Origin of the sequence: Rhodococcus sp. Q1 (assembly GCF_004153645.1) — a bacterium.
Classification (GTDB): Bacteria; Actinomycetota; Actinomycetes; order Mycobacteriales; family Mycobacteriaceae; genus Rhodococcus; species Rhodococcus gordoniae.
In genome coordinates, this window is sequence record NZ_SDMJ01000004.1 from 78835 (window position 1) to 96878 (window position 18044).

The window sequence follows — 18044 nt, forward strand, 5'->3', positions numbered from 1 at the left end:
TTGGGGCATCGATTTCGGGGCTCGAGATCGGACACGCTCTTCCCACCGAGGGGGCACCTGCATGAAGTGCCGTCTGTGCAGTTCGGACCGCCTGACCAGCATCCTGGACCTCGGAGCCACTCCCCCGTGTGAACGATTCCTCACGGCCGAGCAGCTCGACCTCCCGGAATGCACATATCCACTCCACCTGCGCCTGTGCGAGGACTGCCTACTGCTGCAGATACCCGCGTTGATCACGCCGGAGGACACCTTCACCGAGTACGCCTACTTCTCCTCGTTCTCGCAGTCGTGGGTCGATCACGCTCGAAGCTTCGTGCACGACGCACTGGGAAGCGGACGGCTCCGGCCCGACTCGACCCTCGTCGAGGTCGCGAGCAACGACGGTTACCTCCTCCGTCACGCGGTGGACGCCGGCATCCGGTGCCTGGGCATCGAACCGTCGGTCAATGTCGGGGAGGCCGCCAGGGCAGCCGGCGTGCCGACCCACACCGGTTTCCTCGATATCGAACTGGCCGAACATATTCGGACGGAACACGGCCCGGCGGATCTCGTCGTCGCGAACAACGTCTACGCTCACGTACCCGACCTCGTCGGATTCACGCGTGCGCTGCGCCTGCTCATGGCCGAGGACGGCTGGCTCAGCGTCGAGGTCCACCACGCCCTGAACCTGGTGGCACTCGGGCAGTTCGACACGATCTATCACGAGCACTTCCAGTACTACACGGTGCTGTCTGCCGCGCGAGCGCTGGCGTCCGGGGGCCTCCGGATCGTCGACGTGGAACTGCTCGACACCCACGGGGGTTCGATCCGTGTGTGGGCGCGGCCCGAACGGGCAGCACAGGACCCGAGTCCGCGCGTCGCCGAGGTTCTCGAGATCGAAAGGCGCGCAGGGCTACACGATCCCACCGGATATTTCCGGCTCGAACCGCTCGCACGCACCTCACGCCTCGATCTGCTGCGCTTCCTCCTCCAGTGCCGGAACGAAGGCCTCTCGGTCGTCGGCTACGGAGCACCCGGCAAGGGCAACACGCTGCTCAACTACTGTGGCATCCGACCGGATCTCTTGTCCTATACCGTCGATCGGAATCCGTACAAGCACGGACGTTTCACGCCGGGGACGCGGATCCCGATCGAGCCCGTCGAGCGGATCGCCCAGGACCGGCCGGACGTCGTCCTCGCGTTGCCCTGGAACCTCGAGCCCGAACTGACCCGCCAGCTCGCGTATATCGCGGAGTGGAAGGGACGCCTCGTCCTTCCACTCCCCACCATTCACACGACCATCGGCGAACCCGAACTGTCCTGGAGGACAACATCATGAAGGTTGTACTGTTCTGCGGTGGCTACGGCATGCGCATGCGTAACGATCGGAACGACCAGATTCCCAAGCCCATGCAGATGGTAGGCCCCCGGCCGATCCTGTGGCATATCATGCGGTACTACGCGCACTTCGGTCACAAGGAGTTCATCCTGTGCCTGGGGTACGGAGCGTCCGAGATCAAGAATTTCTTCCTCGACTACCACGAGGAGCAATCGAACGATTTCATCCTCCACGACAACACCGTCGACTGCCTCAGCACCGACATCAGCGACTGGCGGATCACTTTCGTCGACACCGGACTCGAGTCGGCGATCGGTGAACGTCTCCGCCGTGTCCGCCGGCACCTCGAGGGAGACGAGTACTTCCTCGCCAACTACGCGGACGTCCTCACCGACGCCCCGCTCGACGAGATGATCGATCGTTACCATCGGTCGGGCGCTACGGCCTCGATGTTGGTCGTACCTCCGCAGTCGTCGTTCCATTGCGTCGACGTAGCGGAGAACGGCGAGATCAAGGAAATCGTTCCTGTGAGCAGGTTCCCCATCTGGGAGAACGGCGGGTACTTCGTTCTGAGCCAGGCGATCTTCGATCTCCTTCCCCCCGGCGGCGATCTGGTGGCCGACGTCTGCGGCGCACTCGCCGGCCAGGGCCGGTTGTACGGCTATCGGCACAGTGGGTTCTGGAAACCGGCGGACACGTTCAAGGAACGTGCGGAACTGGACGACAACTACGCTCGTGGCATCCACCCCTGGACCGTATGGGAGTCGGCCCGCCCGGCGGTGACCCCGTGATCGAGTTGCACACGGGCGACATCCGGGAGATTGCGGTCCTGGGGGCGCACTGTGACGACATCGCGATCGGCCTCGGGGGCACGCTGCTGACCCTCGCCGCCCAGGCACCCGGTTCCGTGCGCGTTCACGCGTTCGTGCTCTCCGGCGAGGATTCGGCACGCGAGATCGAGGAGCGGCACGCGCTGAAGGCGCTCTGTCCCGGAGCCGAGCTCGAGATCACCGTCCTCGACATCCCCGACGGTCGCGCACCCGGCTACTGGGAGGCGATCAAGTTCGCCCTCGAGGCCTTCCGGCACACGTGCACGCCGGACGTGGTTTTCGCACCGCACCGAGGGGACGCCCACCAGGATCATCGACTGCTTGCCGAGTTGGTTCCCACCGTGTTCCGCGACCATCTCATTCTCGGTTACGAAATCATCAAGTGGGAGAACGACACTCCTCGGCCCGCGATCTACCATGCGCTCCCCCGCAAGGTCGCGGAAGAGAAAACACGAATCCTGCTCAAGTACTACCCGTCCCAGATCGAGCACGACTGGTTCGACGAACAGGCGTTCCTCGGCCTGTCCCGGCTTCGCGGCGTGCAGTGCCGGCGCCCACACGCCGAGGCGTTCGTGCTGGAGAAGGCCGTCGTCCATTTCGGAAAGGCGTGACATGCGCGTACTCGTCACCGGCCATCAGGGCTACCTCGGATCGGTCATGGTTCCTGTGCTCCGCTCGTACGGCCACCACGTGACCGGGCTGGACTCCGGCCTGTTCGCCGATTGCCTCCTCGGCCCCGCTCCCGACGATCCACCCACCTTGCGCCTCGACCTGCGCGACGTCGACGTCTCTCAGCTCGCGGGTTTCGACGCGGTAATCCATCTCGCGGCGCTGTCGAACGATCCGCTCGGCTTCCTCGAACCGCGAATCACCTACGAAATCAACCATCAGGCCTCCGTTCGGCTTGCTCGGTGTGCCAAGGCAGCAGGCGTACGCCGGTTCCTCTATGCCTCGACGTGTTCGGTCTACGGTTCGGCCGGCGACGAACTTGTCGACGAGAGCGCCCCTTTGCGCCCTGTCACTCCGTATGCGGAGAGCAAAGTGCGCGTCGAAGACGACGTCGCTGCCTTGGCCGACTCCGGTTTCTCCCCTGTATTCCTGCGCAATGCGACAGCATTCGGGTACTCACCGCGCCTTCGCGCCGACATCGTCCTGAACAACCTTGTCGGATCGGCGTTTCTCACCGGCGAGGTCCGCGTCCTGTCGGACGGAACGCCATGGCGGCCCCTCGTGCACGCACAGGACATCGCTGAGGCTTTCGCCCATGCTCTCGTCGCACCCGCCGACCGGGTCCACTGCTCGGCCTTCAACATCGGCAGTGAGGTCAACAACGTCACGGTCGCTCGAATCGCCCAGGCCGTGGCAGAGATCGTTCCCGGCTCCACAGTCACCGTCACCGGCGAGAGCGGCCCGGACCCGCGGTCCTACCGCGTCGACTTCTCCAGAGTTCGCCACGTCTTCGAAGGGTACGAGGCCAGGTGGACGGTACGCGACGGCGCCGCCGAGTTGTACGACGCTTATCGGAGGTACGGCCTGACCGGCGACGCATTCGCTACGCGCTTCACGCGGCTCGCCCGCCTGAATCGACTCCAGGAGATCGGTGAACTGGACTCGACGATGCGCTTCCAGCGGATCGGAGTCCCGGATGCCTGAAGTACTCGCACACGAATCACAGTGCCGCAAGAAGATCACGCCAACTTCCCGCTGCGGCATCGCGTGCGCTGAGCACGGTGAGCGGCAGCGGCCACGCGATCGCGAGATCCGGGTCGTCATAACGCACCGCGACATCCTCCGCGGGATCGTGCTCCCGATCGATGCGATAACACACATCCGCGGTGTCCGTGAGTACTTGGAATCCGTGGAGGAAACCCGGCGGGACGAACAGGTGCGCGAACTCGACGTCATCGAGCCGAAACACCTGCTGACGACCGAACGTGGGCGAATCGCGACGAACGTCGACAAGCACGTCGTGCACGGCTCCGTGAGCACATCGCACCAGTTTCGCCTCCCCACGGCCGGTGCGGCCGTGCATGCCTCGCACCACCCCTCGTACCGATCGCGACTGGGAATCCTGGAGAAGATCGCACGACCGCACGCCGGTCGGCCCGACCTCCGCGTCGAAGAGCCGTGCGTCGAACGTGCGGGTGAACAGACCCCGATCGTCCCGGAAGGGTTCGGGACGGAACACCCGTACGTCGCACAAGTCGGCGGTGTCGGCACGCATCAGTCGATTGTCGCGCATCGTGTCCCCGGACGATGCCCGAATCGCCTGCGCGAGGTACCGACATGACAGCCTGTCGCGGCTGCGGCGGAACGGGCCTCGAGCGAGTTCTCGATCTCGGCGTGATGCCCGCAGCAGACCATTTCCCTCCGGACCGTACCCCTGTCACCGCCGCCGAGACGTCGCACCCGTTGGCAATGGCCATGTGCAGCGACTGTGGCCTCTCCCAGCTCGTCGACGACGACACCGTCCCGGACGAACCGCGCGGTGTCGAGCCGCAGGCATTGCGCGACCAGGCCGCCGACGCCGTCCGGAAGGTCGCCGATGCCGGTTGGCTCACCGGCGGGACCGTCACCGAGTTCGGTAGTCCGCATGGCGGCACCTGGCTGCCTCTGCTCGCCGATCGGGGCTACGAAATTGTTCCCGCCGGGCAGCGAGCGTCTCTTGCGGTGGACAGCTTCGGGATCATGCACGCCCCGGACCAGAGGGCCGCCTTCCGGCAGCGCGCTGCCGCTCTCACCGCCGACGGCGTTCTGCTGCTTCAGTTCCACACGTTCACAGCGATACTCGCGCACCGGCAGTGGACTGCCCTACGGCACGGTCATTTCGCCTACTACTCGCTGACCACTGCACGGCGCCTTCTCGCCCACGCCGGCCTGCATGTGGCCGACGCGTGGACGTTCGATCTCTACGGTGGCACCGTCCTCGTCGCCGCGACTCCCACCGTGCCCCGGACACTGCCGCTCTCGGTACGACAGATTCTCGACCACGAGAGGGAGGCCGGCATCACCGACCCCACCGCCGCGCGTGCACTGCAGGACACGGCTGACGGCCAGTCCGTCGCGCTGAGAACATTGCTCACAACGATGAATCGTCGCGGATGCAGCGTGTACGCCTACGGTGCCGCATCCCGAGCAGTCTCATTGTTCGCCCGCGCTCGCCTGAACCGGCGTCTCGTCGCAGGCGTCGCGGACGCGTCTCCCGCAAAGCAAGGGCGACGCATGCCGGGTACCGATATTCCGATCATTTCACCGGAACAACTTCTGCGTCGTCGACCCGATCATGTGCTTCTGGCTCTGCCCGACCTGCTGATCGAGGTGCAGGAACACTATCCGGAACTGGAAGGTCGATGGAGCACGCTCGGCGATCTGATGGGGACGAGCACCCTTTCCCCCTCGGGACCTGCACGGATGAGCATCGGATTCGGGAGACCGTCGTGACCACCAACACGCGTCGTGCCCGACAGGTCGCGCCTCTCCGGCCCTCACCGGTCTTCGACGAGGCCACCCTCTCTATTTCCCAGTCGCCTACTCCGACACCACATCCGCGGCGCCATCTCGGCTCACGGATTCGGGCGCACATCACTCTGTCCACACCGATCTCGGATCTCGCCGTCCTTTCGGGGACGCTTGCGCTCACCGGGGCCGACAGGCCACTCCCCACCGCGACGACCCTCGTCCTGCTCATGGCGATGATGGGAGCCTATCGCTCCCACCTGACCCTTTCGGTGCTCGACGATCTGCCCCGGATACTCGCCGCAGTCACCTTGGCCGGGGTGATCACAGCACTCATGTTCCAGCCATATGGTTCGTCTTTCGGAGCCGTCAGGCTGACTGCGCTCGCGTTCACCGCGTCGACGGTGTCCCGAATCGGCGCGTACGCAATGGAACGGCACGTACGACGCAATTCACGACGACGTCGACGGACAGTGATCGTGGGGGGTGGCGACATCGCCGGGATGCTGGCGGAGGAGATAGTCGGCGAACCGGCCTGCGGCCTCGAGTTGGTCGGTCTGCTCGACGACGACCCCAGGCCCGACACCGTGCGCCGGGTCGACGTGCCGGTCCTGCCGTTGAGCGGAAGGCTACGGGAGTTTCTCAGCGCCAACAGGATCGAAACAGCCATTCTCGCCTTCTCGTTCACTCGCGACTGCGATATGTTGAAGATCGTCCGCAAGTGCGACCGTCTCGATTGCGAGATATACCTCGTCCCCCGGCTGTGGGAGATCACGGCGGTGAGCGGCGACATGGAACGCATCGGGGCGATGCCCCTCATGCGGGTGCGCCGAGCGGCTCACCGTTCCCTGAGGTGGAAGATCAAGCTGTGGACGAGTCGGGTCTTCAGCGCCGTCATCCTGGTAGCGCTGACACCACTGCTGGTACTCACCGCGGTGGCGGTGTGGTTCTCGGATCGGTCGGCTCCGATACTGTTTCGACAACGGCGAGTGGGCTTGGACGGACGAGAGTTCGACCTGTTGAAGTTCCGCACGCTGAAACCGTTGGACGAGAACGAATCCGCAACGAACTGGTGTATCGCACAGGATGCCCGGCTCGGTCGCCTCGGCAAGATCCTGCGCGCGACGTCGTTCGACGAACTACCACAGCTGTGGAACATCGTCCGCGGTGACATGACTCTTGTCGGACCGAGACCGGAGCGACCGCACTTCGTTCACCGGTTCGGTGAGACTATTCCGAACTATTCTGCGCGACATCGTGTTCCGTCCGGACTGACCGGATGGGCGGCAGTGAACGGGCTACGTGGCGACACCTCGATCGCTGCTCGCGCCCGCTACGACAATTTCTACATAGAGAACTGGGGATTGTGGTTCGACATCAAGATCCTGTTGCGCACCGTGTCCGCGGTGATCACGATGAAGGGGCGATGATGCACACAGCCGGTTCAGCGCACCGTACCGGTCGCCGAGTGGTCAGCCACGCAGCACCGCGAGCAGCCCACGGGACCGTACCGACACACGTTCCAGCGCTGCGCGCGCCAGACGAGCGTCGCCGGCGATCACGTCTCCGAAGGAAACCAAGTCCGGGTAATCCCTTGCGATTCGGTGATGGAAGCGCATCATGTCCGTCAACTTGCTGAACGACGACGTTCGACTGCACAGGTTGAACGTCGAGTCCCGCCATGCAGCCACCCGTTCCGGCATACCGAAGAACATTCCGAATGTCGCAACGCGAGCGAACAGGTCCACGTCCATGGGGAACACCAGGTCACCACGGAAGCCCCCTACCCGGTCGAAGTGCTCACGACGAAATATCGCGGCCGCCGTGGGACCGAAGTCGGCCGGTCCGCGCCGCACGATTGTGCCGATCAGGGCGCGAGGCGTGTGCAGGCCCTCCAGTCCCGGTATGCCCAAGCCGCTCTCCCGGATCTCGCCGGCCTCGTCGATGACATCGAACCGGGCCGACGTGAGGGCGATCGTGGGGTCGACCATCACCTTCTCCTGCGCCTCGATCGATCCCGGACGGAGCACATCGTCTGCGCACACGATCTTCACGAGCTCGCCGGTGGACAGGGCGACCGCCTTGTTCCAGTTGTCACCGATCGACAGCACCTCGTCGTTACGGACCACCCGGAGGCGCGGGTCGTCGAAGGAACGTGCGATATCTGCGGTACCGTCTCGGGTCGCATTGTCGAGCACCAGGACGTCGAGGTCGGCATCCTGCTCGAGGATCGAATGCAGAGTCGCCTCGAGCGTCCGGGCAGCGTTGTACGCCGGGACACAGATCGAGATCGTGGCGGACATGAGAACCCTCCGTGACGTTCGAGTTCCGTCGCCGGAGGGGTTCCACCACCCGGACGACCGATCGCGGGAAGTACCGACTCGAGCCTGTGTGGGAGAGTACCCGCATTTCGGCAGGGACCGCAGCGCATCCTCACGGGGTCGGCTGCTGGACGAGAACACCGGCACGGAGCAGTCGACGACAGCGGTCGGGCCGTGACTTCCCCCGCCTGCGGTCCCGCCGACGCACTCCGTGTCCATATGACCGGATCCGAGTGGTTCACTGCGGTTCCGGGCGGATTGAACCGGTATTTCACCGATCTCTACCGAACCCTGCGCCGGCGTCCGGACGTCGACGTCTCGGCGGCTGCCTTCGGCAACCCCGAACTCGATGGGCACAGCTGGGGACCCATCGGCGGATCCACCCTTCGTCGTGCCTGGACCGCCTTCCGGGACCACACCGTGTTGCCACGGGAGGCGATCATCGATCGCCACTTCGGCCTCTACGGTCGCCCCGCTCGCGGTCGCCAGGGCCGACATCCACTCGTGGTGCATTTTCACGGCCCCTGGGCAGCCGAGAGCCTGATGGCAGGTTCGGGGAGGACAGCCGCATACTCGAAGTACCTGATCGAGCGGATCCGATACGCGGACGCGGACCGATATGTTGTGCTGTCGAAACACTTTCGGGATGTGCTCACGCATTCGTATCGTGTTCCGGAAGAACGCATCCGGATCGTTCCCCCCGGAGTCGATCTCGATCGTTTCCGAACTTCGGAGGTCCCCGCCTCGTCGGGTGCTGTGCTGTGCGTTCGGCGCCTCGAACGGCGAATGGGTGTGCACCTCCTGCTCCGTGCCTGGCCTGACGTTCTTGCTGCGCATCCCGACGCGCGTCTCGTGATCGTCGGCACCGGCAGCGAGGAAGCGGCGCTGCGCACGCAAGCCGCCGGCTCCGGAGTGGGCAGTTCCGTCACCTTCGAAGGTCACGTCGACGACGTCCGGCTGAGCCGCCTGTACGAAGAGGCGGCGGTGACGGTCGTCCCTTCGGTAGCACTCGAAGGCTTCGGGCTGATCGCGCTCGAATCACTGGCGGCCGGTCGCGTGCCGGTCGTCACGGACTGTGGCGGACTACCCGACGCAGTGCGGGGACTCGATCCGTCACTGATCGTTCCCGCCGGCGATCCCGAAGCGCTGGCAGACCGGATCGCAACGGCTCTCTCGGGGCGGGCGCCGGGGCGGCAGCAGTGCCGTGCGCACGCAGAGACGTTCTCGTGGGGTACGGCGGCAGAACGACACGTCGCGTTGTACAAGGAGCTGACGTCGTGACCAAGATCCTTTTCGTCACCCACACGGCCGCCCCGTCCGGCGCGGAGATCGCCACGGCCCGACTGGCACTCGCGTTGCGGGATCTCGGTATCGACGTCGCCGTAGCGTACGCGCAGGACGGTCCGATGGCCCAGCGGATGCGCGCGGACGGATTCGACACTCGGATCCTGTCCCGCACGTTCGACAGCAGGAATATGACGATCACCGACCCCCGCCTCACCCGATTGTTCGCGGGGGCGTTCCGCTTGGTCCGAGTCGGCTGGGATCTCGGTAACGTCGCTACGAACACCGGGGCCACGGTGCTCATCGCCGAGAGCTCCAAGGCCTTGATCATGGGGGCCGTGGCAGCGTGGCGGGCGAAGCTCCCCCTCGTCTGGCACGTGCACGACCGGGTCTCCACGGAATACTTCGGACGCGTACTCGCTCCGGTCGTACGCATCCTGGGACGAGTCCTCAGCCGGGGCTACATCGCCAACAGCAGATCCACGATGTCTTCGCTCTTCCCCCGCCGGCGCGCCCTCGTGGCATATCCCGGAGTAGACCTCACACCGGCCACCCCTCATCCCGAGCAACACGATCCGGCGGGGACGATCGTCACGGTTGTCGGACGACTCACGCCGTGGAAGGGTCAGGACGTATTCCTGCGGGCCGCGGCGGATACGACGGTGCGGCCCTCGCGCATCTATCTCGTCGGCGGCACCTTCTTCGGTGAAGAGTCCTACCGCGAGCATCTCGAACGACTTTCCGCAGAGCTCGATCTTCCGGTGACCTTCACGGGCCACGTCGAAGACCCCGAAGAATACATGCGACGCGCCGATATCCTCGTGCACTGCTCAGTCCTTGCCGAACCGTTCGGTCAGGTCGTCGTGGAGGGCATGCGGGCCGGATGCGCGGTGATCGCTTCTCGGCCGGGCGGCCCTGCCGAGATCGTCGAGTCGGGCGTGAACGGACTGCTCGTGGACGCCGGCAACCGACGCGCACTCACCGCGGCGTTGGACACGCTCATTCGTGACCGCGAACTTCGCTGTCGCCTCGCTGCTGCCGGCAGGCAGCGGGCCGGATGCTTCGACATCACCGAGTCCGCGCGGGCGGTCGCACGTTTCCTGGGTACGGTCGGTGCGCCCTCCCGCGAGGAGGTGAGCACCTCGTGAGCGAAGAACGCCGGATGACGCGTGCTGTCACTCTCGTACGGGACATCGGATTCGTCAGCTTCGGTAAGTACGGCCAGTATCTCGTCACGGCTGTGACCCTGCCCTTGATCGCCCGCGTCCTCGGTCCCGAGGGTCTGGGCCTGCTGGCGATCGGGATGTCGGCCTACTTCATCGGATCACTGCTCGTCGATCTGGGAATCACTCAATTCCTGGCAGCGAAGGTTCCCACCAGCGATGTCAATCAGATCCGCGGCGACTACCTCGCCATTCGTGTGACGGTGCTCGTCACGCTGGGCGCCGCACTCCTCGCCGGCTCGACGGTCGAAGTCGATCCTCACATCCACATGATCCTGCTCGGTCTGTTCGCGGGCGGCTTCTGGTCGATCTCCGAGGACTGGATCCTCATCGGACAGGGCCGATTCGTGGCCTCCACGCTCTACCAGGGGGTCGGCCGACTCGCCTATCTTGCCTTGTTGTTGCTGGTATTGCCTCGTTATCCGAGCGCATCCGTCGCCATGCTGTGCATGCTCACATCGTCGATCCTCACCGTCGCGCTCACCTGGCGGGATTCGCTCCACAAGTACGGGCGTCCGGCCCGGCCGTGCCGGGTCGTGCCCACCGTGCGCATGGCCGCCCCCGTATTCACGTCTCGCCTCCTGGTGGTCAGTTACGGTCAGGGAGCTGCAGCCATCTACTCTTCCGTGCTCGACGCCGCGTCCCTGGGTTTGTATTCGGCCGGTGACCGACTCGTGCGCGCCGTGCAGTCCATGCTCGATCCGATCGGCTTCGCTCTGCTGCCACGGATGGCGCGCAGCAGTGACGACGAACGATTCTGGCGGCGCGCAGGCCTCGCCATGCTTGTCTGCGTGGGCATCGCTGTCGTCGCGACCGCGGCGCTGTGGGTCGCCGCGCCGCTCATCGTGCGGCTCGTGTTCGGAAGCGAATTCGTTCATGCCGTCCCACTCCTGCGCGTAGAGGCACTCATACTTCCCGCCACGGCTCTGAGTTCGCTCGTCACCACAGCTGTCCTGCCGGTACGCGAAGACACCTCCGGTGTACTGATCGGCTCCATCGTCGGTACCTGCGTCGCTGCTCTTGCGCTCTACGTGGCGTTCCGGACCCACTCCGTGTGGGCGCTCGTCTACGGCACTGTGGCATGCGAGTTCAGCGTTGCGTTGTGGTACCTCCTCCGGACCAGGCATCTCGTGCTGCAGGAGCGGCGTACCCGGCCCTCCGACGAGAACGTCGACGAGATCGGCGTCCCCACCTGCAGGGGAGAGAAACGATGAGGATCCTCTTCGTCGGCGACGACTGGGTGGGTAGCAACGCCCGCTCGCTGGCCGACGGATTCCGTCAGGCGGGGCACGACGTGGTCGTCGTGGACACCACTGCCGTGACCCTACCCACCCGATTCTCGCCACCGTGGTTCTACTCGAAGATGCGCCGGCAACGCGCTCCGTGGGACCTCGGGTCCGTACATCGCCGGATCGAATCGGTTGCTACCGCCCTGTCTCCCGATGTGCTGTTCTGTTTCCGGACAGTGCATCTCGACCAGATCCGATTGCTCGATACGCCTGCCCGTCTGCACGTGCACTACAGCCCCGACGACGCGTCGAACCCGTACAACACGACGCCGGATTATCTTCGGCACGAACACGAGTGGGATCTCGTGGTCACCACCAAACGGCACAACGTCCCGGAACTCGCCACCCGAGGAGCCGCCGTGAAATTCGTACTGAGCGCCTATGATCCCGCCTGGCACCGCCTTTCGGCACGTCGGGACCCACAGCGGTACCTACTCGGTTTCGTCGGCAACTGCCGTCCCGATCGCCGTTCCGCCGTTCTCGCCCTGGCCGGACGTTACGGGGAGAGGATGCTCGTCCATGGCCCCGGTTGGAGACGCGTGCCCGAATTGCGTCACACCCACGCCATGGTGCGTGGCCCGGTGTACGGGGAACATTTCTCCACCGCGATCGCATCGGTGACGGCGAATCTGGTTCTCCTCAACTCCGACAATCGGGACACGCACACCTGCCGCACCTTCGAGGTGCCGGCCGCGGGCGGATTGTTCGTCGGGCAACGCACCGACGAGCATGCCGCCCTTCTCACCGAGGGCCGGGAATGTCTGCTGTTCTCCGCGGTGGACGAGCTGCACGAGATCCTCCGGTGGTGTGACCGTCGTCCTGAGCGTGCGCGAGCCGTCGCCGAGGCCGGACACCGCCGCATCGTGACCGGCAACCATCGGTACGTCGACCGCGCACGCGAGATCGTCGCCGCACTCGAGGGCAGGGACGCGCAGGGATCGTCGACGTCGGGCACGGTCGGATCCGGGACAGGGAAGGGTACGCCGTGAACTCTCCCGACATCCAGCTCGCCCTGGTGAGCACGGCTCTGATCGCGATCGTCGTAGCGGCCGCCTTCATCCCCGGCGTCGCGAGGGTGTTCTTGATCGCGCAGGCCGTATATTGGGCCCTGTCCTACGTCGCACGGCCTCTGGTGCTGTTGACAGTGCAGCCGCAACCGCGATACGCGGACAACATCGCCGATCCGCGCCTCGCTGCGATCGGCTACGACCGCGGCATCTCGGAAGTTCTGCAGCCGGTGGCATTCGGCCTGTGGGTATACGCCGGTGCCGTAGTGGCCTATGCGATCTGGACTCACCGCCGCCCCCGGACCACTCCCTCCCGGCAATCCACTGCCGACTTCGTTCCCACTCTTGCAACCGTGTACGCGATAGGCATCGTCGGGCGCGCTGTCATGTACCTCACGGGATCGACCGGTCAAGCCGGAGACGTTCAGAGCGCCGATCCTGTTCTCGGCTTCGTCGCACAACTCGCCACGGTCGGCGCGATCGGGCTGATCATCTTCATCCGGCCCACGGGCCGAAGAACGACATTCGTCCTGCTCGCTGCGCTGCTCACGATCGAGTTGTTGTGGACGGTGGCAGTCGAGTCGAAGACACCCGTCATGAGTGCCGCCATGGCCGTGGCCGTCCGGTTCGCCTTACACGGCTGGTCCCGTCTGCGAGTCGTGGGCATCGTCCTGATCTCGGCTGTGGGTATCGGCGCGTTCGGGTGGCTGCAGTCGATCAAACAACCCGACTACGTACGAGCAGAGGCGTTGCCACGGGATTCGGCCTATCCTCCGTCGGTACAGCCGTATCTGAGCATCCTGCGGCGATTCGATCTGCTCGAAGCTGCTACGGACAGTTATTACATGGTCATGCGTCCGTGGATGACTCCTCTGGAAGTCGCCCAGCACGGTCTCCAGAGTTTGATTCCCGCACAGCTCCTCGGCGCCGAGAAGCTACGATCCGGGACCGCCTGGGCCGTCGAGGTGCGGGGGTCGTCCATGGATATGAGCCGGATCTCGGTTTCCCTCGCCGACGGAAACATCAACGAGGGATTCGTCATCGCCGGATATCCGGGTGTCGCCGTCGGTGTGCTGTTCACCCTCGGGTTGCTCCTGCTCGGCGTGCGGGCGTTGCAGGCCCGACACATCGTCGTGGTGGCCCTGGGACTGGCGATTACGGCATCCCCGATCCTTTTCGAACGAGGGTTCCTCGGCAGCATGGAGGTGATCGGCAAATCCCTCCAGCTCGTCGTGTTGGTCTGGCTCGTCGACATGACCGTTCGCGAATACCGCAAACGCACCACCTCCACGGCAGCCACGGCTCCGTCAACACACACGTCCAGCGCAGTCGTCGGGGAATGAGAAGAGGGGTGCAACCATGGCATTGAGTGACTACTTGGGAATCGTGCGCCGCAGGTGGCACATCATTCTCGCGACGGCCCTCGCCTGCGCGGCCCTTGCCTGGGCATACACGTCCACAATCCCGACCGTCTACGTGTCGACGACCCGCATGTATGTATCGATGGCGACCGGCACATCGGTCAACGACTCCTATCAGGGCGGCCTCGCAGCGCAACAGCGCATCACGTCGTATCCGTATGTCGCGACGGGGGCCACCGTCGCCGAGCGAGTCGCCGACCGGCTCGGCTCGACCATCTCACCGAGCGAACTGCAGGGCAAGGTGTCGGCGACGTTCCCGCCGGCCACCACCCTGCTCGAGATCTCGGTGACCGACTCCACTCCCGAAACGGCACGTCAGCTTTCCCGTGCCGTTTCGGACGAATTCGCGCAGCTCGTCGCAGAGATGGAAACGACCGTGGTCGGTGCGGCGCCGGCCGCCCGCGTGTCTGTCGTCGATCCGGCCACATTGCCCACCGAACCCATCGGCCCGAACGCGAAACGCAATCTCGCACTCGGCATCATCGCCGGACTCGGCCTCGGCTTCCTGCTCGCCTTCTTCCGGGACAAGCTCGATCCGACGGTCCGCACCCCGGATCAGCTCGCCCGTTCCGCGGGCGTGCCGGTCCTGGGTACGATCTCATCTCACAGCATCGACGCGACGAGAGATGTGGGGCGGCTGCGCGCACACATCACCGCAGCACGCCAGGGCCGGGATCGGCTGGTGGTCATGTTCACGAGTTTCACCGAGGAGTCCGACCCGCGCGTCGCCACGCGGCTCGCCAAGGCATTGGCGGACACGGGCGCTCGGGTCGCTCTGATCGATGCCGACACGTCCGGCGAGGGCGTCACTCGACTTCTCGATATGCAGTCGGTACCCGGAGTCGCCGAATGGCTGCGGGACGAGTACCCGCCACTGACCGAATTTCCCGTCCGGTCGGAGTCGGGGGTTTCGATCGTCCCACTCGGCGCCGCCGACGAGCGCACGTCGGACCTGCTGACAACGGATCGGTTCGCCGGCCTTCTCTCGGCGCTGGAGGATCGCTTCGACTACATTCTCGTGGTCGCCGCTCCGGTGCTCACGGACTCTGCCGCGCTCGATATCTCGACGCATTGCGACGCATCGATCGCCGTGGTTCGACTCGGCACCACGAAAGCGCCCCGGGTGCAAGCCGCTGCGGATGTCTTCGGCGCGTCCGGAGCAAGACTCCTCGGGGCCGTTACGACCGACACGGCACGTACTCGCCGATCCGTTCGAGCCAGAAAGCGCCGGAGTTCCCGGTCGGCAGCGGATCTCGGACTCGCGTATTCCCCCTAGCGTCCCTCCGGGTGGACGAGAATGGCCGATATGGTGTTCAACCGGCGAAAAATGCTCGCCGCGTCGTTCGGCGCCGCGGCAGCACTTCCCCTGGCCTGCTCGCCGCGGGCACCGGTCCCCGATGTCGAACGGGAGGTTCCCGAGGTGTCGAGCGTGTCGCAGCGACGCAACGTCCGTGACTTCGGTGCTGTGGGTGACGGTACGGCAGACGACACCGAAGCAATCGCCCGTGCGGCCTCCGCGGGCGACGGGCCCGCTGTCCTGTACCTCCCGGCCGGCTACTACCGCGTCACCGCCTGGCCCGATCTGCCGGACTTCTCCACGGTGACCGGGGACGGCGGCGACGTCACCATCGTGTTCTACGAAGGGGGCGGACCGCTGATCTCGCTTCGTGATCGGCACCGTGTCCGCTTCGCACGTCTCGGTGTCTATCTGACGGGTCCGGAAGCCGTCGCCGTGTCACTGTCCGGTTCGTTCCGGTGTTCGTTCGATTCGGTGGTCCTGCGAGGAAGCCATCTCAGTGAGAACTTCCCGCTCTACCGCGCCCAGCAGGGCGTGGTCCTGGAAGGGAACACGGGCGGAACCACCTTCGTCGACTGCGACATCAACAATTTCGGAATCGGGATGGTCACCTCGTGTATCCAGAACTATCTGACGGCCTCGAAACTGACGAACAATTACATCGGGGTCCTGGGCACCGGAAACGATCACAACGCCGGGTTGTCCCTGACCGATGTCGAATTCGTGTCCGACAACGATCCGAGGACGACCGACCGGCACATCCGCATCGACGGTGCCGCCAACAACTGGTGGCTGACCAACGTGTGGTTCGAAGGGGCGGACACCGCTCTGTCCGTCGGTGAACGCGGCCGCGGCGGGCCCTCCCAACTGGGCTTGGTCAACTGCAAGATCGCAGCCCGGAGCGTGTGTCTGGATCTGATCTACTGCCGCCAGCCCTATCTCGCCAACGTGCGCTTCGATCCGGACACCGAGGTGTTTCCGACCGAACTGCGCATCGACCCGGAAGGGTGCCCGGAAGGCACCGCGGTCAATCTCGTTTCGAGCGCGTCCACCGACATCGACCTCGCCACTTTCCCCGAGGATTGGAACGTCGTCGGGCGCGGCGTCCTCTCGGGTGGGACCTTCGTAGGGCCCGTGGTGACCCGCGCGGTCGACGACGGAGATCTGTTGCGAGCCGAGAACAGCGACGGCGAAACGCTGTCCGCGATCCTCGCCGACGGATCGTGGCTGTCGGATCGGCCCGGGTCGGGTCCGATCCTCCGGGACGACGACGGACGGTACTGGCGATTGCGGGTCACCACGAAGGGCACGGTGGAAACGGAACCACTCGGTGATCGGCGCCCCGCCGGATGACACCTCCGGTCGACCGTGTCATCTCGTCACCTGATCGACGACATCTCGCATCCGTTCCCGGAACATGCGCCGGGAGAAGGTCTCCGCCTGCGATCGGATCCTCCCGGGATCGTAATTCCTCCCGTCGAAATCCCTCATCGCGGTGGCGAAGTTGTCGACCAGTTCCGCATCGGTGCCGCCGGACACGTGCAGCCCGGTCGATCCGGGTAGAACGGTGTCGAGAGCTCCGCCCGCGCCCAGGGCGATCACCGGTGTGCCGCAGGCCATCGCCTCGACAGGCACGATCCCGAAGTCCTCGAGACCGGGCATCACCACTGCACGACAGCGTCGGTACATGTCGACCAGCTGTCTGTGCGGAACGCGTCCGAGGAAGGCCACCGTCTCCCCTGCGATCTTCCGGCAGTGCTCCGTACTGCGACCGTCACCCACGACCACGAGACGCGTCCCCGCAGTGTTCGCCGCCCGAATCGCCAGGTCCGGCCGCTTGTACGGAACGAGGCGTCCCGCGAGCAGGAAGAAGTCCTCCCGCGGCACACCGCTGTCGGGGGTGAATGCTTCGGTGTCGACCGGTGGGTGGACGACCACGGAGTCGCGGTTCCACCACCGGCGGATGCGGTCGGCGACGGTGGTGGAGTTCGCCACGATACGAGACAACCGGGGCGCGGCAGCAAGTTCGGCACGCCGCGCGGATACGGCGAGCAACCCGAGTGCGACTCCTCCCGGACGACCACCGCCCTCGCCCTCACGCAACGATGCGTCCCATGCCCACCGTGCCGGACTGTGCACATATGCGATCGTCGGTGCCGTCGTGGCGAAGACCGCCTGGCTTGCGAAGGCATGGTGGCTGATGACGACGATATCGGCGCGGTCGAGCTTCATGCTTCGAAAGCTTCTCGCCATCAAGGGAAGAAGAGGGGCGTACGAACGTTCCCCCGACAGGTGGTAGAGCCCGTCGAGCCACGTCGTGTCGATCCGTGTGCGCAGCCGGGACGGGATACCGGACGGTCGGGCGATCGGGACGTGGACCCTCGCCTGCGGCCACTGCACCGCCAGTTGTTCGACGACCTGCTCCGAGCCTGCGATCTCGGTGAACCGTTCGTGGACCAGGGCGACGCGACGCGCGCTCACGGCACTCGACGGTGGGTAGCGGGCGGCAGTGAAATGTCGTTGTCGGGCCGGATCATGTGTCGCCTCTTTCGATTCGGTCCCCGTCCCTTGTACGGACGCTATCACCGGAGGACGCGA

16 protein-coding genes are annotated in these 18044 nt (G+C 65.2%); 13 read left to right on the forward strand and 3 right to left on the reverse strand.

All coding sequences use genetic code 11. From position 1 onward, the window contains the following. Positions 1 to 61: 61 nt before the first annotated feature. The 4 genes from EQ874_RS12605 to EQ874_RS12620 are packed head-to-tail and all read left to right on the forward strand — an operon-like array spanning position 62 to position 3801. Positions 62 to 1318, forward strand: a complete 1257-nt coding sequence (locus EQ874_RS12605) for a class I SAM-dependent methyltransferase (RefSeq protein WP_129976978.1) — start codon at positions 62 to 64, stop codon at positions 1316 to 1318. Then, positions 1315 to 2109: a hypothetical protein gene (locus tag EQ874_RS12610; RefSeq protein WP_064064628.1), complete on the forward strand. Its 795-nt coding sequence runs from the start codon at positions 1315 to 1317 to the stop codon at positions 2107 to 2109. The genes EQ874_RS12605 and EQ874_RS12610 overlap by 4 nt, the downstream gene beginning before the upstream one ends. Then, the gene (locus EQ874_RS12615) at positions 2076 to 2759 is read left to right on the forward strand and encodes a PIG-L family deacetylase (RefSeq protein WP_064064712.1); all 684 of its coding nucleotides are present in this window, start codon (positions 2076 to 2078) and stop codon (positions 2757 to 2759) included. The genes EQ874_RS12610 and EQ874_RS12615 overlap by 34 nt, the downstream gene beginning before the upstream one ends. Position 2760: 1 nt before the next feature. Further along, positions 2761 to 3801 carry an SDR family oxidoreductase gene (locus EQ874_RS12620; RefSeq protein WP_064064629.1) on the forward strand — a complete coding sequence of 347 codons (1041 nt, stop codon included), beginning with the start codon at positions 2761 to 2763 and terminating at the stop codon, positions 3799 to 3801. A gap of 16 nt (positions 3802 to 3817) precedes the next feature. On the opposite strand, the gene rfbC is transcribed toward EQ874_RS12620, so the two are convergent. Beyond that, positions 3818 to 4372 carry a dTDP-4-dehydrorhamnose 3,5-epimerase gene (gene rfbC / locus EQ874_RS12625; protein WP_129976979.1) on the reverse strand — a complete coding sequence of 185 codons (555 nt, stop codon included), beginning with the start codon at positions 4370 to 4372 and terminating at the stop codon, positions 3818 to 3820. Positions 4373 to 4434: 62 nt separating this feature from the next. On the opposite strand from rfbC, the gene EQ874_RS12630 reads away from it, so the two are divergent. Beyond that, a complete protein-coding gene (locus EQ874_RS12630) occupies positions 4435 to 5589 on the forward strand; it encodes a class I SAM-dependent methyltransferase (protein ID WP_242496755.1) in 1155 nt (384 codons plus the stop codon). Beyond that, entirely contained in the window at positions 5586 to 7034 is a 1449-nt protein-coding gene (locus EQ874_RS12635; RefSeq protein ID WP_129976981.1) for an exopolysaccharide biosynthesis polyprenyl glycosylphosphotransferase, read from the forward strand. Before EQ874_RS12630 ends, EQ874_RS12635 begins: the two co-directional genes overlap by 4 nt. A gap of 42 nt (positions 7035 to 7076) precedes the next feature. Here EQ874_RS12635 and EQ874_RS12640 read toward each other — a convergent pair whose 3' ends face one another. Beyond that, a complete protein-coding gene (locus EQ874_RS12640; RefSeq protein WP_064255755.1) occupies positions 7077 to 7907 on the reverse strand; it encodes a glycosyltransferase in 831 nt (276 codons plus the stop codon). A gap of 237 nt (positions 7908 to 8144) precedes the next feature. Between EQ874_RS12640 and EQ874_RS12645 the strand changes: the two genes are divergently transcribed. The 7 genes from EQ874_RS12645 to EQ874_RS12675 are packed head-to-tail and all read left to right on the forward strand — an operon-like array spanning position 8145 to position 16799. Next, positions 8145 to 9206, forward strand: a complete 1062-nt coding sequence (locus EQ874_RS12645) for a glycosyltransferase family 4 protein (protein ID WP_129976982.1) — start codon at positions 8145 to 8147, stop codon at positions 9204 to 9206. Beyond that, positions 9203 to 10357, forward strand: coding sequence for a glycosyltransferase family 4 protein (locus tag EQ874_RS12650; protein WP_129976983.1), 1155 nt, complete (start codon positions 9203 to 9205; stop codon positions 10355 to 10357). The genes EQ874_RS12645 and EQ874_RS12650 overlap by 4 nt, the downstream gene beginning before the upstream one ends. Before the next feature lie 14 nt (positions 10358 to 10371). Continuing rightward, on the forward strand, positions 10372 to 11646 hold the full coding sequence (locus EQ874_RS12655) for an oligosaccharide flippase family protein (protein ID WP_172506144.1): 1275 nt from the start codon (positions 10372 to 10374) through the stop codon (positions 11644 to 11646). Then, entirely contained in the window at positions 11643 to 12710 is a 1068-nt protein-coding gene (locus EQ874_RS12660) for a glycosyltransferase (protein ID WP_129976984.1), read from the forward strand. Before EQ874_RS12655 ends, EQ874_RS12660 begins: the two co-directional genes overlap by 4 nt. Beyond that, positions 12707 to 14071 carry a hypothetical protein gene (locus tag EQ874_RS12665; RefSeq protein WP_129976985.1) on the forward strand — a complete coding sequence of 455 codons (1365 nt, stop codon included), beginning with the start codon at positions 12707 to 12709 and terminating at the stop codon, positions 14069 to 14071. The genes EQ874_RS12660 and EQ874_RS12665 overlap by 4 nt, the downstream gene beginning before the upstream one ends. A gap of 16 nt (positions 14072 to 14087) precedes the next feature. Further along, on the forward strand, positions 14088 to 15425 hold the full coding sequence (locus EQ874_RS12670; RefSeq protein ID WP_064255750.1) for a polysaccharide biosynthesis tyrosine autokinase: 1338 nt from the start codon (positions 14088 to 14090) through the stop codon (positions 15423 to 15425). Between the two features lie 21 nt (positions 15426 to 15446). Further along, positions 15447 to 16799: a glycosyl hydrolase family 28-related protein gene (locus EQ874_RS12675; protein WP_064064639.1), complete on the forward strand. Its 1353-nt coding sequence runs from the start codon at positions 15447 to 15449 to the stop codon at positions 16797 to 16799. Between the two features lie 18 nt (positions 16800 to 16817). Here the strand turns inward: EQ874_RS12675 and EQ874_RS12680 are convergent, their stop codons facing one another. Then, positions 16818 to 17927, reverse strand: coding sequence for a glycosyltransferase (locus tag EQ874_RS12680; protein WP_129976986.1), 1110 nt, complete (start codon positions 17925 to 17927; stop codon positions 16818 to 16820). Positions 17928 to 18044: the final 117 nt, after the last annotated feature.